Annotated in this window: 17 protein-coding genes; 8 read left to right on the top strand and 9 right to left on the bottom strand. The window is 44.2% G+C overall.

Going from position 1 to position 23,266, the window contains the following annotated elements; translation table 11 throughout:
- Positions 1-3 precede the first annotated feature (3 nt).
- Positions 4-771, bottom strand: coding sequence for a type III pantothenate kinase (locus tag SKC37_RS04940; RefSeq protein WP_377980392.1), 768 nt, complete (start codon positions 769-771; stop codon positions 4-6).
- A 19-nt stretch (positions 772-790) separates the two neighbouring features.
- On the bottom strand, positions 791-2,674 hold the full coding sequence (gene nadE, locus SKC37_RS04945; RefSeq protein ID WP_377980393.1) for an NAD(+) synthase: 1,884 nt from the start codon (positions 2,672-2,674) through the stop codon (positions 791-793).
- Between the two features lie 281 nt (positions 2,675-2,955).
- Here nadE and SKC37_RS04950 point away from each other — a divergent pair, with 281 nt between their 5' ends.
- A complete protein-coding gene (locus tag SKC37_RS04950) occupies positions 2,956-3,603 on the top strand; it encodes a 7-carboxy-7-deazaguanine synthase QueE (protein ID WP_377980394.1) in 648 nt (215 codons plus the stop codon).
- A gap of 64 nt (positions 3,604-3,667) precedes the next feature.
- Here SKC37_RS04950 and SKC37_RS04955 read toward each other — a convergent pair whose 3' ends face one another.
- Complete coding sequence (locus SKC37_RS04955; protein ID WP_377980395.1) at positions 3,668-4,930, bottom strand: citrate synthase; 1,263 nt, start codon at positions 4,928-4,930, stop codon at positions 3,668-3,670.
- 135 nt (positions 4,931-5,065) lie between these two features.
- Here SKC37_RS04955 and pepT point away from each other — a divergent pair, with 135 nt between their 5' ends.
- Complete coding sequence (gene pepT, locus SKC37_RS04960; protein ID WP_377980396.1) at positions 5,066-6,340, top strand: peptidase T; 1,275 nt, start codon at positions 5,066-5,068, stop codon at positions 6,338-6,340.
- Positions 6,341-6,541: 201 nt separating this feature from the next.
- On the opposite strand, the gene guaA is transcribed toward pepT, so the two are convergent.
- Together guaA and SKC37_RS04970 are read right to left on the bottom strand one after the other, a co-directional pair.
- Positions 6,542-8,065: a glutamine-hydrolyzing GMP synthase gene (guaA, locus tag SKC37_RS04965; protein ID WP_252623225.1), complete on the bottom strand. Its 1,524-nt coding sequence runs from the start codon at positions 8,063-8,065 to the stop codon at positions 6,542-6,544.
- A gap of 52 nt (positions 8,066-8,117) precedes the next feature.
- Positions 8,118-9,278, bottom strand: a complete 1,161-nt coding sequence (locus SKC37_RS04970; RefSeq protein WP_377980397.1) for an exo-beta-N-acetylmuramidase NamZ family protein — start codon at positions 9,276-9,278, stop codon at positions 8,118-8,120.
- 40 nt (positions 9,279-9,318) lie between these two features.
- Here SKC37_RS04970 and SKC37_RS04975 point away from each other — a divergent pair, with 40 nt between their 5' ends.
- Together SKC37_RS04975 and SKC37_RS04980 are read left to right on the top strand one after the other, a co-directional pair.
- Positions 9,319-10,527 carry an ABC transporter permease gene (locus SKC37_RS04975; protein ID WP_377980398.1) on the top strand — a complete coding sequence of 403 codons (1,209 nt, stop codon included), beginning with the start codon at positions 9,319-9,321 and terminating at the stop codon, positions 10,525-10,527.
- Entirely contained in the window at positions 10,527-12,059 is a 1,533-nt protein-coding gene (locus tag SKC37_RS04980) for a M61 family metallopeptidase (RefSeq protein ID WP_377980399.1), read from the top strand. Before SKC37_RS04975 ends, SKC37_RS04980 begins: the two co-directional genes overlap by 1 nt.
- Here the strand turns inward: SKC37_RS04980 and SKC37_RS04985 are convergent.
- Together SKC37_RS04985 and SKC37_RS04990 are read right to left on the bottom strand one after the other, a co-directional pair.
- Positions 12,056-14,329, bottom strand: a complete 2,274-nt coding sequence (locus SKC37_RS04985; RefSeq protein ID WP_377980400.1) for an NADP-dependent malic enzyme — start codon at positions 14,327-14,329, stop codon at positions 12,056-12,058. The genes SKC37_RS04980 and SKC37_RS04985 overlap by 4 nt on opposite strands.
- Before the next feature lie 6 nt (positions 14,330-14,335).
- A complete protein-coding gene (locus SKC37_RS04990) occupies positions 14,336-15,598 on the bottom strand; it encodes a cation:dicarboxylate symporter family transporter (RefSeq protein ID WP_377980401.1) in 1,263 nt (420 codons plus the stop codon).
- A 115-nt stretch (positions 15,599-15,713) separates the two neighbouring features.
- Here SKC37_RS04990 and trxB point away from each other — a divergent pair, with 115 nt between their 5' ends.
- Genes trxB through bshB1 form a run of 3 tightly spaced genes read left to right on the top strand, consistent with a single transcriptional unit; the run spans position 15,714 to position 18,473 of the window.
- Positions 15,714-16,652, top strand: coding sequence for a thioredoxin-disulfide reductase (trxB, locus tag SKC37_RS04995; protein WP_377980402.1), 939 nt, complete (start codon positions 15,714-15,716; stop codon positions 16,650-16,652).
- Between the two features lie 10 nt (positions 16,653-16,662).
- A complete protein-coding gene (locus SKC37_RS05000) occupies positions 16,663-17,772 on the top strand; it encodes a peptidoglycan DD-metalloendopeptidase family protein (protein WP_377980403.1) in 1,110 nt (369 codons plus the stop codon).
- Positions 17,773-17,777: 5 nt separating this feature from the next.
- Positions 17,778-18,473 (top strand): bacillithiol biosynthesis deacetylase BshB1, encoded by a 696-nt coding sequence (bshB1, locus tag SKC37_RS05005; protein WP_377980404.1) that lies wholly within the window; start codon positions 17,778-17,780, stop codon positions 18,471-18,473.
- A 173-nt stretch (positions 18,474-18,646) separates the two neighbouring features.
- Here the strand turns inward: bshB1 and pdxH are convergent, their stop codons facing one another.
- A complete protein-coding gene (pdxH, locus tag SKC37_RS05010) occupies positions 18,647-19,282 on the bottom strand; it encodes a pyridoxamine 5'-phosphate oxidase (protein WP_377980405.1) in 636 nt (211 codons plus the stop codon).
- 62 nt (positions 19,283-19,344) lie between these two features.
- Between pdxH and polA the strand changes: the two genes are divergently transcribed.
- Positions 19,345-22,167 (top strand): DNA polymerase I, encoded by a 2,823-nt coding sequence (gene polA / locus SKC37_RS05015; RefSeq protein WP_377980406.1) that lies wholly within the window; start codon positions 19,345-19,347, stop codon positions 22,165-22,167.
- A 178-nt stretch (positions 22,168-22,345) separates the two neighbouring features.
- Here polA and SKC37_RS05020 read toward each other — a convergent pair whose 3' ends face one another.
- On the bottom strand, positions 22,346-23,212 hold the full coding sequence (locus SKC37_RS05020) for a carbon-nitrogen hydrolase (protein WP_377980407.1): 867 nt from the start codon (positions 23,210-23,212) through the stop codon (positions 22,346-22,348).
- Positions 23,213-23,266: the final 54 nt, after the last annotated feature.

Below are 23,266 nucleotides of genomic sequence, written 5' to 3' on the forward strand. Positions count from 1 at the left end.
TTTTTAGGCTTTTAAACGTTCTGCAATTAGGCGCAAACCCTCTAATGTAATTAATTTATTTACCTCATCGAAATAAGAGGCTAATGGGGTCAAAATTGATGACAATCCGCCTGTTGCAACTACCTTTAAATCCCCTTTTTTATCTTCTTTAACTCGACTAATCATCTCTTTCACCATGCCCACATAGCCCCATAAAATTCCAGCTTGAATCGCAGAAACGGTATCAGTGCCTAAGTTGAATTCGGGCATTTCTAATGGAACTTCGGGCAATTGGGCGGTTTGAGAGAACAATGACTTCACGGCTGTTTTCAAACCTGGGGCAATCGAAACTCCCTCCATTTTTCCAGCTGCATTCACTAACGTGAAAGTTAAAGCGGTTCCAAAATCCACTATCAGTACATTCGATTTATAGTTTTCGTGCGCATAAACAGCATTAGCCACTAAATCGGATCCGATTTCCTCCGGCACAATCACTTGGATGGCTAAGGTCTCATATAATTTTGGGCGCATGACAGCTGGCGAATAGCCTAGCCATAGAGCCAATCCACGCTGAATTTGAGGCGAAATGGAGGGTACTACGGAGGAAATTAAGGCCAAAGATGGTAAGGTTTCCCCTAGTTCTTTAGCAGCCCACTCTTTCTTGATCCAATTCACTACCCCATTCGCACTCCAAGGCTGGTGCGTAGGAGTTCTCAAAACTGCTTTCCAGGTTTGATCCTCATAAAAACCAAACACGATATCCGTGTTCCCCACATCCACAACTAATAACATCTGCTTATTCGTGTTTTGTTTATATATCTTTTTCTAATCCCGCTGATAAAATCGGGAAACGCAACCAACTCTTTGGATCTAAACTGTAATCGTCTACGTGGAATCCCGGCGCATAGCGCTCTCTTTTCCACTGATTTCGCGCCCAAAGACGGAAGAATCTGCGAACGAATTCTTCGAGCTTTTCTTTGGCAAAAACCGAACCATAACGGGCATTAACCGCTTCTAAACATTCATGAGGCGATAACAAATCATAGAACGCCAAACGCTCTATGGTGTTTAAAATCGGATAAGGCATCAAATCTTCCTCATCCACCTGCTTTTCAGAGAGTGGACGCAATTCCGCACTCGGCTCTAAACTATTGACTAATTGAAGCCCTATAAAGCCCTGCGCTTCTAACCAAAGCAGCCAAGTCCGTATGAAACTCTTATCAATACCAGAAATAGGCGAAATCGAGCCAGAGGTATCGCCGTCCATCGTCGCATAACCTACACTCGCTTCCGAGCGATTCGACGTCGCGAGTAATAAGGCATTTTTGATATTAGCGAGCATCCAGGCGCTAGGGGCACGGACGCGAGCTTGTACGTTTTGGAGGGTAATATCATCCTGCTCCCAGGTCAAAGATCTGCCGATGGCATTTTCTACCAATTCACGGTACCCCTGCACGATCAAATCAATTTCAATGACATAATGGGTTGATCCAATCCATTCCGCTAATTCACGGGCAGAATCGCGCGTATTTTGGGAGGAATTAACCGTCCCTTGGTAAATAGTCGTTAATAAATCAGACATCGCCTTATCGGGCGTAGTCAATGGGATATAAGAAAGCTTTTTCTTCATACCCTCCCAGCCTAATTCATCTATCCCATATTGAACACTCAAGGCGCACAATGACGCGATAGCAGATGAATCCGCTCCACCGGAAAGAGATAAAACCCAACCTTGCGAACGGGATTTGCGTAAATAATCAAATAGACCTAAGGACACGGCGTGTGAGAACTCTTCCTCTTTTTTCGTTTCTGAACTTTCCCAAGCCGGTACTTCGGAAGTTTTTACTACATGCGCTTCGGGAAGATGAATTTCAAACGATACCACATCCTCTCCACTCTCTTCTCTTGTATCTACCGTCATTTCGTGGGAAACTAAGGTAAAATCTTGGAAGGAAAAACGGGGTGTTTGAGCTAAAATAGAACCCTGATGAACAATGTAAGCATCTCCATCAAAAATGATTCGACCTGCTTCATTTCCCAGTAAATTCGCGAATAGATAAACTCCATTAATAATTCTAGCGCCTTCTAGGCATAATGTCTTTCTAATTTCTGCTTTTCCAAAGGCGAAGTGTGACGCTGTTGGATTACAAATCACCGAAACGCCACGACAGGCTAAATCATATGCGGGTCTCTTCTCCCCTTCCCAGGCATCCTGGCAAATCTCAATTCCTAGTGTAATGCCAGCAAAATGAACACGATAATCACCTAAGGGAATTCCTTTATACATTTTCCGATGACCTCGAGGCCATGGTTTGAACCAACGCGGTTCATAATGCACGCCATCATCCGCTAAAAATTGCTTGGGAATCAAGGCTTGTATTTTACCATTCGATAGAATAGCTGACACATTATATAGATTACCCTCAAAAGGTAAGGCCAAACCAACGACTACGACCATTTCTGGCACTTTTGAGGCTATCAATTCAAGCGACTCCCACGATTTAACTGCCGTAAAAGGGGCCAAAAACTGATCCTCACAACCGTACCCTGAAATACATAATTCGGGCAAACACAAAAGAGCCGCACCATCAGAGGTCGCCTGTGCGATTGCCTCCAAAATGCGCTGGCGGTTTCCCGACCAATCCAAAGGCAACTGATTTAGCGCCCCTGCGGAAAAAACTACGGTTTGCTTCATCTGGATTTCTTTTTATTTTGATCAGCACGAATATGCTTGTATCGAGGTGTCCACATCCATGAAAAAGCGACATTGGGGCGATAATACCCTCCCCCATGCCGATGCTCCACTTTAACTCGACAGGTTTCATGAGGACAACGCGCTGACCAGCAAGCGGATAACAAGCACACGGTGCCTAGTAGCCCTAAAGCAAGAAATAGTCGATTTTTTGCGTTTGCTGGATTCATCTATTAGTTAAATTACAATTCTAGACTTAATTTTGCTATTCAATTTTAGTCTAAATGCAATCCAATCTCAAAGATATAAAAACCGACGTAAAAAGAGCTGAATTTACTTATCCAGTAATGGAATCTTTTTACACTCTACAAGGGGAAGGTAAATACCAAGGACATGCCGCTTATTTCATTCGACTAGGTGGATGCGATGTGGGTTGCCATTGGTGTGATGTGAAAGAATCATGGCCAATAGATACCCATCCCGTAAAAACAGTTGAAACCTTAGTGAATGAAGCGCTGGAGAATCCAGGTCGATTAGTAGTTATAACAGGGGGCGAGCCATTGATGCATGATTTAGGTCCACTAACAGAGGCATTACAAGCAGCAGGATTCAGAACACATATAGAAACTTCAGGTGTGGCAACGGCCATCACTGGGACTTGGGATTGGATCTGTTTTTCTCCTAAAAAATTCAAAGCTCCTAATGAGGGCATTTTAGCACTTACAAACGAACTAAAAGTGGTTGTCAATCATCCATCAGATATTACTTGGGCACAAGAATGGGCAGATAAATTACCAGATTCGGCAGAATTATACTTGCAACCAGAATGGTCCAAGCAAGAGCAGATGAATCCTTTAATTGTCGATTTCGTAAAAGCGAATCCGACGTGGCGCATTTCAGTTCAAACGCATAAATTTCTGCAGATTCCTTAAAACCGATACAACCTAAAACAAAAAAGCCCCCGAAATCGGAGGCTTTTCGTTTATAAAGAAAATTCTATCGTTTTGCCATATCGACAAACGCACGCGCAGGAGAACCTACGTAGATTTGACGAGGACGACCGATAGGCTCCTTGTTTGTCATCATTTCTTGGTGTTGAGAAATCCAACCTGGAAGACGTCCGATCGCGAATAAAATCGTAAACATATCCGTAGGGATGCCCAAAGCGCGGTAAATGATACCTGAGTAGAAATCTACGTTCGGATATAATTTACGAGCAACGAAATACTCATCACTTAAAGCCGCAGCCTCTAGTTCTTGAGCGATCGTCAAAACGGGATCCTTAACGCCCAAAGCCGTTAACACATCATCCGCTGCTACCTTAATAATACGAGCACGTGGATCGAAGTTCTTGTAAACACGGTGACCAAAGCCCATCAAACGGAAGCCCGAAGTCTTATCTTTGGCCATAGCCACAAACTTAGACGTATCACCACCCGCTTGCTTGATTTCTTCTAACATTTCAATCACCGCTTGGTTCGCTCCACCGTGTAATGGACCAAACAACGCCTGGATACCACCTGAAATACTAGAGAATAAACTAGCGTGAGAAGAACCAATCAAACGAACAGTTGAAGTAGAGCAGTTTTGCTCGTGATCTGCGTGTAAGATTAATAATTTGTTCAATGCCTTAGAAACGATTGGATCTACTTTGTAATCTTCGCCTGGTTTAGCGAACATCATTTTCAAGAAGTTCGAGCAATAATCTAACGATTGGTCCGGAGCCACTAAGGCTTCTCCGATTGATTTCTTGTAATTCCAAGCCGCGAAAATAGGCAAGGCAGCGATCAAACGTAAGATGTTTTCTTTCGTTTCCGCTGGATTATATTGTCCCTCCATTAAACCTACTAGAGCTGACAATTCGCTCATTGGGTGTGTAGACGTCGGAATAACTTGTTCAATTTTCAATAAAACTTCATTCGTCACCGTGTATTTCTTCACATCAGCTTCGAACGCATCTAATTGAGATTGTGTAGGCAATTCGCCATTTAATAATAAATAAGCCACTTCTAAGAAGCTAGCTTTATCGGCTAACTCTTCGATGCTATAACCACAATGTCTTAGAATTCCTTCTTCGCCATCTAAAAAAGTAATCGCACTTTTTGTTGCACCCGTGTTCTTGTAACCTGGATCATACGTTACGTATCCAGATAAATCGCGAAGTTTCGCAATGTCGATTGCCTTTTCATTTTCGGTTCCTACTAGAGTAGGTAATTCGAACGTTTGGCCATCGAGGTTAATCACAGCATTTTGAGACATAGTTGTAAGCTTATAAAATTCAAGGCACTAAGATAATACGTAATTCTGAAAGGTGTATTACCTTTATAAATCCAACAGAAATAAATTCAATAAAGACAATTATTTCTTCTAATATTTCAATATAAATCCATTTTTATGCCGCAGCTCTCGGAATTGATTCAAAAATACGCCTTCACATCGCAAGATCGTTTTCTTGACTATGTCCAAATAGACACCCAATCCGACCCCCACTCGAGCAGCAGCCCCACGACAGAAAAACAAAAAAATCTGGGAAAGGTTTTGGTTAATGAGCTTCATTCTCTAGAAATTTCCAATGCTCACCTAGATGAACATGGCTACGTATATGCGAACATTGCCTCTAATGTAACACACGAAGTACCCGGCCTTTGTTTTTGTGCTCACATGGATACATCTCCGGATTGTTCCGGTGAGGGAGTGAAACCCCTTGTTCATCCCTACTACCATGGACAAGATTTAGTTTTACCAGACGACCCATCCGTTATTATTCGTTTACGCGAGCATCCCGACTTAGCAGAACAAATCGGCAATGATATCATTACAGCCAGCGGAACCACACTTCTAGGGGCTGACAATAAAGCTGGAGTCGCTGAGATTATGGACGTCGCTGCCTTTTATGCTGCACATCCCGAAGTTCCTCACGGCCCCATTACGATTCTTTTCACGCCGGACGAGGAAGTCGGCCGCGGAACGGATCACGTGGATATGGAGAAGATTAATGCCCAATATGGCTATACCTTAGATGGTGAAAAGCGCGGACATTTAGAGAATGAAACGTTCTCCGCGGATGGATTTGTGGTAAAAATTCAGGGTATATCTCAGCATCCGGGTTTTGCCAAAGGCCGTATGGAAAGCGCCCTTAAAATAGCCGCAGAAATCGTCAACACCCTACCTAAGGATCGACTTAGCCCGGAAACCACTGAGGGAAAAGAGGGCTTCATACACCCCACAGACATGTATGGAAGTGTGGAAGAAGCGACGATCGAATTCATCATCCGCGATTTTGACACCGAAAAACTACGCGAATACGGATTTATCATCCAACAAATTTCCGAAATGGTCTTGCGCAAATACCCTAATTCAACTGCGACCTACACCCAAACAGAGCAATACCGCAATATGAACGAAATTTTAGTCGATCACCCAGAATGTATCGACCTAGCGATGGAAGCCATGCGCCTAGCCGGCCTTAAAGCCGAAACGACCAGCATTCGCGGCGGAACGGACGGGTCCCGCCTAACTTTTATGGGCTTACCTTGTCCCAACATCTTCGCTGGCGAACACGCCTTCCACAGCAAACAAGAATGGGTTTCGGTGCAGGACATGCAGAAAGCGACGGAGACGGTTCTTTATTTGGTTGATTTGTTTCAAAATCTAAAGCAAAAAGAATAAAGCACAAAGAATAAAGATGGCATTAAAAAAGGGATCGTATTCGATCCCTTTTTTAATACGTACAAGAAAAAATCACTTCTGAACTTATCCCCAGCGGGGATTCCATCTTTATGCTTTATTCATTGTGCTTTACCATGAAATAAATTGTTGTGTGATGTGAAGAAAATATTGCGCAGCACATTTTCGAACACACACAACAATTTATTCCCACTCAATCGTAGCCGGCGGCTTACTCGAAATATCATACACCACGCGATTCACGCCTTTCACCTTATTGATAATCTCATTCGAAATGCGACCTAAGAATTCGTAAGGTAAATGGCACCAATCAGCGGTCATTCCGTCCACACTTGAAACGGCACGTAAAGCCACCACTTGCTCATACGTACGCTCATCCCCCATCACGCCTACGGATTGGATTGGTAAAAGGATAGCGCCTGCTTGCCAAACTTGGTCATACAAACCATCCTCCTTTAAACCATTGATGAAAATGGCATCCACTTTTTGTAAAATATCTACTTTCGCTGGCGTGATATCGCCTAAAATACGGATACCTAAACCTGGACCAGGGAATGGGTGACGGCCTAAAATGTCTTTAGGCACACCTAAGGTTTTACCCACTAAACGAACCTCATCTTTGAATAAGGCATCTAATGGCTCTACCACTTTTAACTTCATGAAATCTGGCAAACCGCCCACGTTGTGGTGCGATTTGATGGTCGCGCTTGGTCCTTTTAGGGATACGGATTCGATTTTATCTGGGTAAATCGTGCCTTGGCCTAACCAAGAAACGCCTTCAATTAAATGTGCCTCCTCATCGAATACCTCAATAAATGTTTTTCCGATGGCTTTGCGCTTGTCTTCTGGATCTGTCAAGCCTTTAAGGGCATCGTAGAAACGTTGTTTGGAGTTCACTCCTTTTACGTTTAGGCCTAGTGTTTCGTAGGATGCCAAAACTTGTTCGAATTCATCCTTGCGCAACAAGCCATTATCTACGAAGATGCAATACAGGTTTTTGCCAATCGCGCGGTGTAATAAAACCGCAGCCACTGAGCTATCAACCCCGCCAGAAAGACCTAGAACGACTTTGTCATTCCCTAATTTGGCCTGTAACTCTGAAACGGTTCTATCTACGAAAGAATCCGATGTCCACGTCTGAGCGCAGCCACAAATTCCCACGATAAAGTTCTTGATTAAAATGCTTCCTTCCGTCGAGTGCGTCACTTCTGGGTGGAATTGAATACCGAAAATAGGCTTAGAAACGTGTGCAAATGCCGCTACACGTACTGTCTCCGTTGAACCAATTAATTCGTATTCAGACGGCAATTCCATAATCGTATCGCCATGTGACATCCAAACTTGACCAGTGGCAGATAAGCCATTCAATAATGGACTCTCTTTTACACTCGTCATGTGCGCACGACCGTATTCGCGGTGACCTGATGCTTGAACGGAGCCTCCGCCTTGGTGCGCTAATAATTGCGCTCCATAGCAAATACCTAAAATGGGTAAAGAACCAAACAGACTTAAATCTACGCGAGGAGAATCTTCATCTCTCACCGAGCAAGGGCTACCAGAAAGGATAATTCCTTTCACCGATTCGTCGATTTCTGGGATGTGATTAAAAGGATGTATTTCGCAATAGACTTGCGCTTCTCTGATGCGACGCGCAATTAATTGGGTCACCTGAGAACCGAAATCAAGAATAAGGATCTTTTCCGCCATGTTTGTTTTTGCTTAAAAATAAACGGCAAATGTCGGAATTTTTTGCCTAATTCTAACGATAAAGCAGGTAATTTTGGCGCATTTTTCGGTATTGAACTAATCCTGGCTCCCAAGAATCCCGAATATCCTTCTCTGATTTACCCGCAATGATGGCTAAACGCAATTGATCTGTGCCTGCAAGTTTATCAAAGAAAGCTGGTGACGTAAAGAACTTCTCGCCTAAACCTGATTTGCCGTAGAAATACAAAAGGTACTTCAGGCTGAAGCCTAAATTTCGTGCAGGCAAAGTAGACAGGTTATACCCATAACATTTTTGATCTTTTAGAGGAGGATCCATCGCGCCTGGTTTTGGTACCGGCGTAAAAGTATAATCACCCAGGCCGGAGATATTGGTTCCGGCTACCTGAAATTGCAAATCCGTTCCTCTGCCGATACTCACATTCGTTCCTTCAAACAAGCAAAGTGATGGATACAAGGCGATAGATTGATCGTTTGGTAAATTAGGCGAGGGCGCTATGGCCACATGGACTGGGGATGCGTGGGTATAATTCGCGACAGGAATGACATTCAGGGCGGCTTTGGCACTATTCGCTAACCAACCTTCCCCATTAATCATGCGCGCTAATTCTCCTAAGGTACATCCGTGCACGACCGGTATCGGATTCAAACCCACGAAAGACGCCTGCGCCTTTTCAAGTACGGGTCCATCCACATAATGGCCATTCGGGTTCGGACGATCTAAAACCGTTAAAGGCACCTTATTCTCCGCACAAGCCTCTAAGACATAATGCAAAGTGGACGAATAAGTATAGAAACGCGCACCTACGTCTTGAATATCAAACAAAACGACGTCAATTCCTTGCAAATCCTCTGGCGTAGGTTTCTTATGTTTACCATACAAAGAAATAAGGGCGAGACCCGTTTTGCGATCGACCTCGTTATCTATGTGAGCACCGGCATCTGCTGTCCCTCTGAAACCGTGTTCTGGAGCAAAAATCTTTTTCACTGATACGCCTAGTGACAATAAAGTATCGGCTAAATGCGTCTTCCCTACCACGGAGGTATGATTAACTACTAAGGCAACTTGTTTGCCTTTTAGGGCTGGCAAGTAAGCGGGGAATTGTGCGGCACCTGGAATGAGCGTTTTTTGACCCAATCCGGTAAATGCCAAAAGGCAGAACATTAAAACAATACTATTTGATTTACGCCCCATTCGTGTTTTCTTTGCGGTTCAGAATTGAAAATCAAATCTAATGAATTTCCCTCTTTTTGTTGCTAGGCGTATTCGGAAAACTCAGGACACCTCCTTTTCTAAAACGGTGACCTATGTGGGTATCGGTACAGTGGCGGTAGGAACGGCGATTATCTTGGTGGCGTTTGCGATTCTTTTTGGTTTTAAGACGACCATTCAGGACAAATTGACCAGCTTTTCAGGGGATGCGCGCGTTTCACAGATTTCGGGGAATCGTTCTTTAGCGGAAAGTCCTCTGACACGTAATCGGAATTGGGAAACTCAAACTCTACAGCGCCCGGAGATTGATCACATTCAAGCCCACGTGCAAAGGCCTGGCATTATTGTGGGGAAAGAGGGATTAGCCGGCATTGTCGTAAAGGGAATTGGGAAAGATCTTCCGGCGAAGCAATTACAGAAAAACATAAGCAGCGGCTCTAATAGCATAAATGGTCCACAGGAGGTTATTTTAAGTGAGGCTTTGGCCAAACAATTAAAGGTCAAAACAAATGGTTCACTGATTCTCTATTTCCTCAGCGCTCCCGAGAGACCGCGTAAAGTGAAAGTCGCCGGCATCTATGAGACGGGACTGGAGGAATTGGATAAAATATTTGTCCTAGCTGATCGGGATTGGGTTCAAAAGATGAACGGTTGGACGGCGGACTCGCTAGGCACTTATGAGGTCTTCTTTAAAAGCAAGGAGAATCTAGAAGCAAAAACTAATGCGCTGGCTAAAACCATGCCACCTGAATGGCGCATTCAACCGGTGACAGAGATCTATCCAGCACTTTTTGACTGGATGACGATGCTCGACCGTAATATTGTCATTTTTATTAGCCTCCTCTTTGTGGTGGCCTGCTTTAATCTGATCGCCACGCTTTGGGTACTTATTATGGAACGAGTTCCCATGGTAGGATTATTAAAGTCTATGGGAGCCTCCGCGGCTCAGATACGCCGCATATTTTGGTGGAATGGTCTATTCATCTTAGTGCGCGGATTACTCATTGGAAATGCCATTGCCTTTTCGTTCTGCTACTTGCAGTCAAGCTACCACCTAATTCCGTTGGATCCTGAAAGTTATTATATGAGTAGTGTTCCTATCGAATGGGATCTAGCGACTTGGGGAATTGTGAATGGGCTTACCATTCTTTTGGTGAGCTTTATGATGAGTATCCCTACCCTACTGATTACTAAAATAGAGCCAAATGAGGCCCTGAATTTCAAAAATTGATGTTAAAAAAACTCCTATTACTCTTGTGCTTTGTTTATAGTTTATCTGCACAAGACAGCCTCCGCTATTCCATTGACTTGAATCGACTTGAAAACGATCGCTTGCGGGTGGAGGTGAAATTGCCACAGGGCGTTAAGGAGTTTTGTTTCCCCAAAATGGTTCCAGGCACCTACGCCATCTATAATTTTGGGCGCTACGTGAGCAATTTACAAGCCTTCGATGCCTCTGGAAAAGTAATTTCAGTCGTTCGCAAAGACACGAATACCTTTGTATTTAAAAATGCCTCCTCACTAAGTTACGAAGTGGACGACACCTGGGATAGTCCAGAGATCAAGGGGACCTATATTTTTGAACCTGCAGGCACGAACTTTCAGGCTGACACCCTATTTGCCTTGAATACCCATGCCCTTTTGGGATACATTAAAGGCCGTGAGCAAATGCCTGTGTCCTTGCATTTGAATACTCCAAAAGGTTTAGTGGCCTCTTCCTCCCTAGTTACCCATGCCGGCAATTACGTAGCCTCCTCCTACCAGAAATTAACCGATGCCCCCATTTTAGTGGCCGCGGCTGATACGGTTCACCTCCGGGTGGGTAATGCAGACATTCTGATTTCTGTTTATTCCCCAAATGAAAAAATAAAGGCTTCAGAAGTGGCAACGCAATTAAAACCTTTATTGAAAGCACAACTTACTTATTTGGGAGGCCATTTCCCCGTGAATAATTATGCCTTTTTGATCGTAATGTCCGCTCACTTAAAGAATGGAAGTTATGGGGCATTAGAACATGCGCAGTCTTCTTTCTATTATTTACCAGAAGACTCTATTGCTGTCATGGGCCCTATCATTCGAGATGTAAGTGCCCATGAATTCTTTCACATACAAACTCCACTGAATCTACATTCAAAAGAGATCGGTTCTTTTGATTTCCAAAACCCTCAGATGTCGAAGCACCTTTGGCTCTATGAGGGTCTGACAGAATATGCTGCCCAACACATGCAATTGCAAGGAGGTTTGATAAGTCTACCGCAGTTTTTAGAGCGAATGACGGAAAAATACCGAACCAGTAACTTTAGCTATGACAATGCTATTCCTTTCACCAAAATGAGCAAAGGAGTACTGGGTAAATACAAAGAAGAGTATGGGAATGTATACCAAAAAGGAGCCTTGATTGGCCTTTGTTTAGACTTATACCTCCGGAGCGAAACCAATGGCCGCTATGGAACACAGCAACTTATTAGAGATTTATCTGCTCGTTTTGGCCCGGAAAAATCCTTTGCAGATGATGATTTATTCAAACTCATTGTGGAGACGACACAAGTGAAAGGAATCGAACAATTCTTCTCCTACTATGTCAGCGGAAGCAAAGAATTACCCCTTGCCACCTTATTATCCAAGGTCGGATGTGAATTACGCAGTATCGATGGCAAGAAAGACAAAGTCGCTTTTTTAGATGCGATGAAGCAAGAATTCAAAGAAATAATAAATCCAAGCCCAGCCCAATTACAATTGAGACAGGCTTGGATGAATCCCTAAATACTTTGCGCTTCTACCACCGCAATCGCGACCATATTCACGATCTCGCGAACAGACGCACCTAGTTGCAATACATGCACCGGTTTACGCAATCCTAATAAGATAGGCCCGATGTACTCGATGTCTGCCGCTTCTTTCAACAAGTTATAGGCAATATTCGCTGAAGATAGATTAGGGAAAATAAGCGTGTTCGCAGTATCGTTCCCTAAGGTCGCGAATGGATAGTTTTGTTGTCTGAGTTCCTTGTCAAAGGCTAAGTGTGCCTGCATCTCCCCTTCTATTACCCAGTCTGGATGCTTCTCTTTCAAAATAGCCGTCGCTGCGCGCATCTTCAAGGCGTCATCTCCATCTGCTGAACCAAAATTCGAGTAAGACAACATCGCGATTTTTGGCTTTAAATTAAAGCGTTCAACCGCCTCCGAAGTCAATTCCGTAATCTCCACAACATCAGCTACTGAGGGTGAAAAATTAATCGTCGTATCTGAGAAGAACAAGGGCCCTTGCTTACTTAATAACAAGTACATACCCGCTACCTTGGTTACACCCGGCTTTTTACCGATGATCTGCAAGGCAGGACGAATAGCATCTGGGTAGTTTTTGGTCAAACCAGAAATAACCCCATCTGCTCGATTCGTTTCTAACATCATCGCCGCAAAGTAATTACTCTTGCGCACTTGCTTTTCAGCCTCCCATTTCGTGAAGCCACGGCGCTTTCGCTTCTCGTAGAATAACTCTGCAAATTCGGCCAATAAGGCTGCATTATCAGGGTGTTTGAAATCGAAGATCTCAATATCCCCTAAATCGATGTGGTGCTCCTCGCAGATCGCATCAATGTTTGCCTTGCGACCTAATAGAATCGGCTTAGCGATTCCTTCGTCTAAGACCTCCCGAACTGCCTTTAAAACTTTCAAGTTCTCCGCCTCAGCGAAAACAATCCGTTTCGGATTCGACTTCGCGCGCTTCAAAATGAACTTCATCACCTGGTTATCTAAGCCTAATCGTTTTGCTAGCTGATTCTCATATACATCCCAGTTCTTAATCGGCTTCGTAGCTACGCCGGATTCCATGGCCGCTTTTGCCACCGCCATCGAGATCGTCGTGATTAAACGTGGATCGACTGGTTTAGGAATAATGTATTCTGGGCCAAAGCTTAACGATTTCTCATTATAAGCCAAATTCACAATATCCGGCACCGGCTTCTTCGCTAAGCAAGCCAAAGCCTTTGCCGCCGCCAGTTTCATCTCATCATTAATTTCTGAAGCACGCACGTCCAAGGCTCCTCTAAAGATGAAAGGGAAGCCTAAGACGTTATTCACTTGGTTAGGGAAGTCAGAACGACCTGTCGCCATGATCAAATCATCTCGTACCGCCTTCGCCTCTTCATAACCAATCTCCGGCGTAGGATTCGCCATCGCAAACACAATCGGATTAGCGGCCATCGTCGCCACCATCTCTGGCTTCAAGATTCCACCTACCGAGAGGCCAAGGAACACATCCGCTCCTTTCATCGCCTCAGCTAAGGAGGTATTTCTACCCGCCTTACCCGCTAATGGGGCTAGATAGCGATTCAGATCCGGACGGTCTTCTGATACTAATCCATCCTTATCGAAAATATAAAAATTCTCGATGCGCGCACCGAGTTTCAAGTACAATTTCACACATGAAATAGCCGCAGCTCCAGCGCCTGAAATTACAAATCTCGTCTCCTCGATCTTCTTATCTACGATTTCCAAGGCGTTCAACAGCGCCGCAGACGAAATAATCGCCGTTCCATGCTGATCGTCGTGCATGATGGGAATCTTCAAGCGAGCTTTTAATTTCTCTTCAATTTCGAAGCATTCCGGGGATTTGATATCCTCGAGATTAATCCCGCCAAAAGTCGGTTCTAAACGAGCCACCGTATCCACAAATTCATCTGGATCCGTCACGGCTAATTCAATGTCAAATACATCGATATCAGAGAAAACTTTGAAAAGAACACCTTTCCCCTCCATCACGGGCTTACTTGCCTCTGGGCCTATATTACCTAAACCTAAAACGGCAGTACCGTTTGAGATGACGCCCACTAGGTTTCCTTTGGCCGTGTAATCGTATACTTTCTCTACATTATTGGCAATTTCTAAACAAGGCTCAGCCACACCCGGCGAATAAGCTAAGGACAAATCGCGCTGAGTCGCCGTCGATTTCGTCGGTTTTACTTCAATTTTTCCAGGTTTCCCTCCTGCATGATACTCGAGCGCATCTTGTCTTAAAATGGATGAAATAGACATATATGATTAATTTGTTGATTGTTCTGAATCAAATTCCCCCTCGTGCTTCGCTATCCAAACCGTCGCCACTCCATTCCCGATAAAATTCGTGATCGCTCTCGCCTCTGACATAAAGCGATCCACTCCCAATAATAAAGCCAGGCCTTCCACTGGGATCACTTGCAACGCACTTAAGGTAGATGCCAAAACGACAAAGCCACTGCCTGTCACGCCGGCGGCCCCTTTGGACGTTACCATCAAAATGCCCACAATCGTCAGCATCTGTTCCCAAGACAAATGTACGCCATAAACTTGGGCTAAAAACAAGGTTGCCATGGATAAATAAATACTAGTTCCATCTAAATTAAAGGAATAACCCGCAGGCACCACTAGGCCCACCACGGACTTCGAACAGCCCATTTTTTCTAACTTGTGAATTAAAGACGGTAAGGCAGCCTCAGAGGATGAAGTTCCTAACACCACTAATAATTCGTGTTTGATGTATCCCAAAAAGGACCAAATACGCTCCCCACAGCTTCGCATAATAAATCCCAATACTACGAAAACAAAAATCCCCATCGTCACATAGACCGTCAGCATTAGTTTCGCTAAAGGCACCAAAGAATGAATCCCAAACTTTCCAATGGTAAAAGCCATCCCTCCCAGCGCTCCCAATGGCGCTAAATACATCACAATCTTCAACCCTTTAAACACCCAATGCGAAGCCTGCTGCATCCCGGCAATCATCTTCGCCTTGCCTTTTACATAATTCAAAAAGACCCCGAAGAAAATAGAGAAGCCTAATACCTGGACGGTGAAGTTTTCTTTCAGAAAACCCATCCAAGAGAACCCTGCCGCCCTTTGCGTAAACTTCGAAATGTCCCCGCCTGCAATATCGTCTCGGATAACCCCTATTCCTGGTTCAATAAGCGTAGAAACCGCCAAACCAATCAATAAAGCAATCGTAGTCACCACCTCGAAATACAGTAAGGCCTTGCCGCCCACACGACCCACCTTTTTCAGGTTTCCCATATTCACAATCCCTAAACTAATAGTCAAGAAGATGATAGGGTTGATAAAGAGTTTCACTAAACTGATAAATACTCCGCTCAACACTTCACTGAGTGTAGGACCAAAACTTAATTCAGCTCCGAGTAAATTGTAGGTGAATTTCGAATTCAACACCTTAAGTAAAACAAAATCAGGCGCGAAATGGCCCAGGAGTACCCCCAAAATGATGGATAGTAAAACCCAAAATGTCAGGTTCTGGAAAATATTTAGCTGCTTCATTCGTTTAGGTTCAGTTACCAAACAAATGTAAGAATTATTAAGAAAAATCATCGTTTGTGTTTCTGCCTATATTTCCCGAATTTTGTAGGCTAATTACCTTTCGATAGAAATTCAAATGTCAGAAAAAATCAAATGCCTTATTATCGGTTCCGGTCCTGCCGGCTACACCGCTGCAATTTATGCTTCACGTGCTGGTTTACACCCAGTGATGTACCAAGGTGGACAACCTGGAGGACAATTAACGACGACCACAGAAGTTGATAATTTCCCTGGCTATCCGAACGGTATTGATGGCCCGGCCATGATGGTGGACTTAGAGAATCAAGCGAAGCGTTTTGGAACAGATGTGCGTTATGGCATGGCGACTAAAGTGGATTTCACCTCGTCTCCTAAGAAAGTTTGGATCGATGAAACCACTGAAATAGAAGCAGATGCGGTGATAATTGCTACGGGTGCCAGTGCTAAATGGCTAGGATTAGAGGGTGAAACAAAATTTAATGGCTTAGGTGTTTCTGCTTGTGCCGTTTGTGATGGATTCTTCTACCGCAACCAAACTGTAGCTGTTGTGGGTGCAGGAGATACAGCAGCTGAAGAAGCGAGTTATTTAGCTAATCTTTGTACGAAAGTGCATTTAATCGTTCGCCGCGGCGAAATGCGTGCTTCCTTGATTATGCAGGAGCGAGTAAAGAATAACCCCAAAATTGAGATCCATTGGAACTCTGAAACAGAAGAAATTTTAGGCGACGCAAACGGGGTAACCGGTATTCGCATCGTTAATAATGTAACCAAAGCTACTGAGGAAATTGCCTTAACGGGTTTCTTCGTAGCGATTGGACACCAACCTAATACAGCGATCTTTAAAGGTCAATTAGAGATGGATGCCCAAGAGTATTTACTCACCGAAAAAGGAAGTGCCCGTACAAACATCGATGGTGTTTTCGCCTGTGGTGATGTACAAGACACTATTTATCGCCAAGCAATTACAGCTGCGGGAAGCGGTTGTATGGCGGCATTGGACGCGGAACGTTGGTTAGCCGCGAACAATCTACATTAATCAAATCACCATGAGAGTTGTAAGCTACATTTTGGGAATTATGTTTTTGTTATCGAGTATTACCTCGAATGCACAGGAACGTAATTTATTTAAGAAAAACACAAAAATTGAAGTCAAATCAAACTCTCAGCTTTTTCAAGATAAGGACAAGAAAAAGGACGAACTTGACGAGCTTCCTCCCCTACTTTTCAGAAATGAAACGGAGTCGATAGGCGTGACAGCGGGCTCAGAGATGCAGGAACGTAAATTTGAACCTATTAAGGTGGTCAATGCGAGTATTAGCAATTTTGATACAACCTCCATCGATGAGGGGGAAAATCTTATCGTCGAAATAGAGGAAGAAGCGGCACCCGCGGGTACAGAGGACTATGTTGAAGTAGCGTCCTATTTTGCTATTTGGAATACAAAATCAATTGATCCTTACGATATCGATGCAAAAGATTTTGATGAACCAGTAGACATTGAGCTGTACAATAAGGAGGCCGGTCATAACTGGGCCGCCCCGCTAAATAACGTTAGGCTTACGAGTCAATTTGGACCACGCTGGGGAAGATTGCACGCTGGGGTTGATTTAGACCTAGACACGGGAGATCCTATTTATTCCGCTTTTGATGGAATTGTTCGGGTAAGCAATTATAATCCAGGAGGTTATGGCAACTATGTCGTAGTTCGACACTATAATGGATTTGAAACGCTCTATGGGCACATGTCTGCGAGAGGAGCTGAACCCGGAACTGTCGTGAAAGCAGGTGACCAAATAGGTGTAGGAGGTAGCACAGGTAGAAGCACAGGTCCACATTTACACTTTGAAACGAGGTACGAGGGGAATCCCATGAATCCCAAAAATGTCTATAATTTCAATCCATTCGAACCCTTATCTGACCACGTTACCATTACAGCGAGGTCATTTGACACCCGTTCTCTTACATTAAAAAATGAATATGGGTCGGTAGGTGACAAAGTGCGCTCTAGAACGAAAGCCTGGACTAAAGTAAAGAAAGGGGATTCCTTAGGTGCTATTGCGAGACGCACAGGCGTATCCGTAGCGAAATTGAAGAAATTAAACGGTATCAAAGGATCATCAATTATCCGTCCTGGCCGTAAAATCCGTATTCACTAATCGCTATGAAGTTAGATATCCTCGTGATGGCTGCACACCCAGACGATGCTGAATTAAGCTGCGCTGGGACGATTATTTCACATATCGCGGCCGGAAAGAAAGTGGGAATCGTCGATTTCACCCGAGGCGAATTAGGAACCCGAGGCACCCCAGAAATTCGCTTACAAGAATCAGCAGATGCTACCAAAATTTTAGGATTACATGCCCGCGAAAACCTAGGCATACGGGATGGATTCTTTAGAAATGACGAAGAAACGCAATTAAAGCTCATCGAAATCATTCGCAAATACCAACCTGAAGTTGTGTTAGCTAACGCTTTAGAGGATCGCCACCCAGACCATGGGAAAGGTGCTCAATTAGCGATAGATGCCTGTTTTTTATCAGGGTTACGCCAAATCAAAACAGGCGAACTTCCAGCTTGGAGACCGAAACAAGTTTATCATTACATTCAAGATCGATATTTAGAGCCTGATTTCGTAATTGATATTACAGCTCACTGGGATCAGAAAGAAGCCGCTATTCGGGCATTTAAGAGTCAATTTTTTGATCCAAACTCAGCTGAACCAGCTTCTTATATCTCTAGCCCAGACTTTCTTAACTTCATCCAAGCGCGCGCTATGGAGATGGGACACAAGATTGGGGTGAAGTACGGAGAGGGGTTCCAGAGTCAGAAGACGTTGGAGGTGAAGTTATTTTTGTAAAGCACAAAGAATAAAGCACAAAGTATAAAGTAGGTATCGCCTTCGGCGATGATAGCAAGAAATGTTGTACAATATCTAAACAATAAAAAGAGCGGCAAAAGCCGCTCTTTTTATTCCAACTTTGTTCTTTAGGCTTTGTGCTTTATTCTTTAAAAAGCGTCTAAAGCCGCTTTTTAAGGCGCTACCCGATAACACTCCCAGTCCCCTTTTTCCCTAGCATCATACACCACACGGTCGTGCAAACGAGAAGGTCTGCCTTGCCAAAATTCAAAATAGTCTGGTACTAATCGATAACCTCCCCAATGGTCTGGTTTAGGAATCTCTTTACCATCGTATTCTGCGGCTAATTCAGCGTATCGAGCTTGTAAAACTTCGCGGGAATCTACGCGGGCACTTTGCTCCGATACCCAAGCGCCTAATTGAGATTCGCGCGGACGAGAATGGAAATACGCGGTGGATAATTCAACAGAGAGTTTTTCTACGTGACCTTCGATGCGGATTTGGCGTTCAAGTTCTCCCCAAAAAAAAGTGATTGAAGCTTGCGAGGTAAAGGCTAATTCTTGGCCTTTGCGAGATTCGTAATTGGTAAAAAAACTAAAACCATGATCAACCGTTTTTAATAAAACGATGCGACCTGATGGGCGACCTGAAGCACTTAATGTGCTTAAAAACATCGCGTTTGGCTCTGGAACCTCTGCAGATTGGGCTTCTTTAAACCAAACAGCAAATTGAGCAAAAGGATCGGGATGTACATGTTGTTCGTGTAATTCTCCTTTTTGGTAGTTTAGGCGCAGGTCAGCTAAGTTCATAAGTCGATGATATTTGTTATCTTTACAAAGGCAATCTCTATCCCCAAATATAGCTGAATTACATGAAAAAACTATTCCTTTTTGACGCGATGGCTTTGATTTATCGCGCGCATTTTGCTTTCGCTAAAACACCTCGAATTTCATCAAAAGGAATTAATACTTCCGCCGTTTTTGGCTTTGCAAATACGATCCTAGAGGTTATTAACAAGGAAAAACCAGACTATTTGGGGGTTGCTTTTGACACACCTAAACCTACCTTTCGTCATATCGAATACACTCCCTACAAGGCGCAGCGACAGGAACAGCCGGAGGATATTACGATTGCGATTCCTTATGTAAAGCGTTTAGTGGAGGCGATGGATATTCCGTTGCTGATTTTAGATGGCTATGAGGCGGATGACGTGATCGGGACCATTGCAAAGAAAGCGGTGCGGGCGAATCCGGATATTGAGGTTTACATGATGACCCCAGATAAGGATTACGGGCAATTAGTGGAGGAGCGCATTAAGATGTATAAACCTGCTTTTATGGGCAAGGGTGTAGAGGTTTTAGGGCCAAAGGAGGTTTGCCAACGTTGGAACATCGCTAATGTCGACCAAGTAATCGATATGCTGGGTTTGATGGGTGATGCGGTAGATAACATTCCGGGTATTCCGGGTGTGGGTGAAAAGACGGCCCAAAAGCTCATCGAGCAGTTTGGCTCCTTAGAAAACTTACTAGATAATACCGATCAACTGAAAGGCAAATTGCAAGAAAACTTGATCAATTTCCGCGAGCAAGGGATTTTATCAAAGCATTTGGCCCGTATTATGCTCGAAGTACCTGTCGAATATGAAGAGGAGAAATTAAAAGCAACGCCTCCTAACCGCGCGCTTTTAGAGCCTTTATTAGAAGAATTAGAATTCAGAACGCTGCGCAAGCGAATTTTGGGTGAAGACGAGCCCGTTGTGGCAAAGGTGAAAGCTTCGCCTAAAGTGGATGCGAACCAAATGGATATGTTTGGATCACCTGCTCCTTCCTCCGCTACAACACCTGATACCGAGGAAGAAGAGGTTAGCACAACTAGCTATTCAAATCTCAGTAATACTGCGCACCAATACCATTTAGTGCAAGGCGAGAACGCGATTAAGTCTTTGATTAGCTTCTTGGACCGCCAGGATTCCTTCTGTTTTGATACGGAGACGACGAGTTTGGTGGCCATCGAAGCAGCCTTAGTGGGCATGTCCTTCTCTTACCGCAAGGGCGAGGCCTTTTATGTGCCGTTCCCAGAAGATCCGGCGGCTTGCCAGGCGCAGGCAGATTTATTCAAGGATATTTTTGCCAAAGAATCTACCATCAAAATCGCCCAAAATATCAAGTACGACATGAGCGTCTTGCGTAATTACGGCATCGAAATCAAAGGTGCCACTTACGACACGATGCTCGCGCATTACTTAATCGAACCGGAGAAACGTCATGGGATGGACGCTTTGGCACTTGCCTATTTAAGCTATGAGCCCATGTCCATCGAAAACTTGATTGGCAAAAAAGGCGCGAAGCAAGGCAATATGCGTGAAGTAGAGCTAAACTTGATCAAAGAATATGCGGCAGAAGATGCAGACATTACTTTGCAATTAAAGCCATTCCTGGACAAACAATTAACGACAAATCCGAAAGCCGTTCAGTTACTTCATGAGGTGGAAATGCCGCTAGCCCGCCTTTTGTCCACGATCGAATGCGAAGGTGTAAACCTGGATGTTCCCTTCTTACAGGAAATGTCTAAGACGTTGGAAGCGGATTCCAAAGCCGTGCAAGAGAAGATATTTGCCACGGCTGGCCAAGAATTCAACATTGCCTCCCCTAAGCAATTAGGCGAGATTTTGTTCGAAAAACTGAAGCTAGATCCGAAAGCGAAAAAGACCAAAACCGGCCAATACATGACGGGCGAAGAGGTCTTATCTAAATTAGAAGCGGAACACGAAATCGCCTCCTTGATTCTCGACTTCCGCGAATTACAGAAATTAAAATCAACCTACGTGGATGCCCTACCGGCTCTTATTTCGCCCAAAACAGGCCGCATCCACACGTCTTTCATGCAAGCAGTCACGGCAACCGGTCGTCTGTCTTCGAAGGATCCGAACTTACAAAACATCCCGATCCGTACCGTACGTGGTCGTGAGATCCGTAAGGCCTTCATCCCACGCGATGAAAACCACTTGATTTTATCTGCCGATTATTCCCAAATCGAATTGCGCATTATGGCTGCTTTCTCGAAAGACGAATCGATGCTCGATGCGTTCAACAACGGCCTTGACGTACACAAGGCAACTGCCGCGAAAGTGTTCCATGTCCCTTTAGAAGAAGTTACATCTGACATGCGTCGCAAGGCGAAAACGGTGAACTTTGGGATTATTTACGGCGTTTCGGCCTTTGGCCTAGCGGCTCAATTAGCCATTTCCCGCACGGAAGCAAAGGAAATCATCGATCAATACTTCGTTGAATTCCCTAAAGTGAAGACCTTTATGGACCAAAGCATCGCCGACGCCCGCGAAAATGGCTACGTCGAAACAGTTTTGGGTCGTCGTCGCTATCTACGCGATATCTTATCCGCTAATATGAATGAGCGAGGTTTTGCCGAACGCAATGCCATCAACGCCCCTATCCAGGGTTCAGCGGCTGATATGATCAAAGTAGCGATGATTCAAATCCAAGATTTCCTGGAAAAAGAAAACTTGAAATCGAAAATGATTCTAACGGTGCATGATGAACTCGTGTTCGATGCACATAAAGACGAAGTTGACTACCTTAAAACCCATATCAATAAGATCATGTGCGAAGCGATGGATTTAGGCGTCGCGATGGAAACAGGAATTGGCGTGGGAGAGAATTGGCTGGAAGCGCATTAAAAATCAGCGGAGCAGCTTTTTTAAAGAATAGAGCACAAAGCATAAAGAATAAAGATGGAATAAAAAGAGCGGCAAGTGCCGCTCTTTTTATGTTATAGAAATATAAAACTCTTCACATAATTATCGCCGCAGGCGATACAAACTTTATTCTTTGTGCTTTATTCTTTGTGCTTTGATTTTAATCTATAAACCTCTCCGTAATCCCGCCATACGAATCAATCCTGCGATCTCTAAAGAAAGGCCAGGTTCTGCGGTAATATTCGCTCGAATCGACGTCTACATCTACTAGAGCAATTTCCTCTTGATCATGAGAGGCTTGAAAGATCACACGACCGAATGCATTAGAGACAAAGCTTCCTCCCCAAAACTGTTGGCCATTTTCTGTTCCAACGCGGTTTACTGAAACAACAGGAATGCCGTTAGCGACCGAATGTGAACGTTGGATGGTTTGCCACGCTTGGTATTGTTCGCGGTTTATTTCACCGTCTTTTTCTTCTAAATCCCAACCGATAGCCGTTGGATAGACTAACACCTCTGCTCCTTGCAAAGCCGTTAAACGAGCTGCCTCCGGATACCATTGATCCCAGCAGATGAGCACCCCTATTTTGGCAAACTTCGTTTCAAAAACCTGATATCCTAGATCTCCTGGCGTGAAGTAATACTTTTCATAATAGCCTGGATCATCTGGAATATGCATTTTACGGTACTTACCCAGGTATTTCCCGTCTGCATCAATGACCGCAGTAGTGTTATGGTAGAGTCCTGCCGCCCGCTTTTCGAAAAGAGATGCGACGATAACCACGTTTAATTCAGCTGCCAAAGCGCCTAACTCCTCCGTCGATGGTCCAGGGATCGCCTCTGCCAAAGCAAAGAAATCCTGCTTTTCTTCGTAACAGAAATAGACCGACTTGAACAATTCTTGCAAGCAAATTACTTGGGCGCCCTTAGAGGCGGCGTCGCGAATCGAGCTAATCGTTTTTTGCCAGTTTTCTGAAACAGTTGTGCTGCAGGATAGCTGAATTAAGGCGAAGGAAACGTTTTTCATCAATATCTTGGTTTTTACCATGTTAATCGAGGCAAAATTAAGAAAAAACACGTT

Origin of the sequence: Aquirufa esocilacus (assembly GCF_042715595.1) — a bacterium.
GTDB classification, from domain to species: domain Bacteria; phylum Bacteroidota; class Bacteroidia; order Cytophagales; family Spirosomataceae; genus Aquirufa; species Aquirufa esocilacus.

Coding starts and splice junctions, on each gene's coding strand:
- SKC37_RS04940 (WP_377980392.1), bottom strand. CDS start 771: ATGTTATTAGTTGTGGATGTGGGGAACACGGATATCGTGTTTGGTTTT.
- nadE (WP_377980393.1), bottom strand. CDS start 2,674: ATGAAGCAAACCGTAGTTTTTTCCGCAGGGGCGCTAAATCAGTTGCCT.
- SKC37_RS04950 (WP_377980394.1), top strand. CDS start 2,956: ATGCAATCCAATCTCAAAGATATAAAAACCGACGTAAAAAGAGCTGAA.
- SKC37_RS04955 (WP_377980395.1), bottom strand. CDS start 4,930: ATGTCTCAAAATGCTGTGATTAACCTCGATGGCCAAACGTTCGAATTA.
- pepT (WP_377980396.1), top strand. CDS start 5,066: ATGCCGCAGCTCTCGGAATTGATTCAAAAATACGCCTTCACATCGCAA.
- guaA (WP_252623225.1), bottom strand. CDS start 8,065: ATGGCGGAAAAGATCCTTATTCTTGATTTCGGTTCTCAGGTGACCCAA.
- SKC37_RS04970 (WP_377980397.1), bottom strand. CDS start 9,278: ATGGGGCGTAAATCAAATAGTATTGTTTTAATGTTCTGCCTTTTGGCA.
- SKC37_RS04975 (WP_377980398.1), top strand. CDS start 9,319: ATGAATTTCCCTCTTTTTGTTGCTAGGCGTATTCGGAAAACTCAGGAC.
- SKC37_RS04980 (WP_377980399.1), top strand. CDS start 10,527: ATGTTAAAAAAACTCCTATTACTCTTGTGCTTTGTTTATAGTTTATCT.
- SKC37_RS04985 (WP_377980400.1), bottom strand. CDS start 14,329: ATGTCTATTTCATCCATTTTAAGACAAGATGCGCTCGAGTATCATGCA.
- SKC37_RS04990 (WP_377980401.1), bottom strand. CDS start 15,598: ATGAAGCAGCTAAATATTTTCCAGAACCTGACATTTTGGGTTTTACTA.
- trxB (WP_377980402.1), top strand. CDS start 15,714: ATGTCAGAAAAAATCAAATGCCTTATTATCGGTTCCGGTCCTGCCGGC.
- SKC37_RS05000 (WP_377980403.1), top strand. CDS start 16,663: ATGAGAGTTGTAAGCTACATTTTGGGAATTATGTTTTTGTTATCGAGT.
- bshB1 (WP_377980404.1), top strand. CDS start 17,778: ATGAAGTTAGATATCCTCGTGATGGCTGCACACCCAGACGATGCTGAA.
- pdxH (WP_377980405.1), bottom strand. CDS start 19,282: ATGAACTTAGCTGACCTGCGCCTAAACTACCAAAAAGGAGAATTACAC.
- polA (WP_377980406.1), top strand. CDS start 19,345: ATGAAAAAACTATTCCTTTTTGACGCGATGGCTTTGATTTATCGCGCG.
- SKC37_RS05020 (WP_377980407.1), bottom strand. CDS start 23,212: ATGAAAAACGTTTCCTTCGCCTTAATTCAGCTATCCTGCAGCACAACT.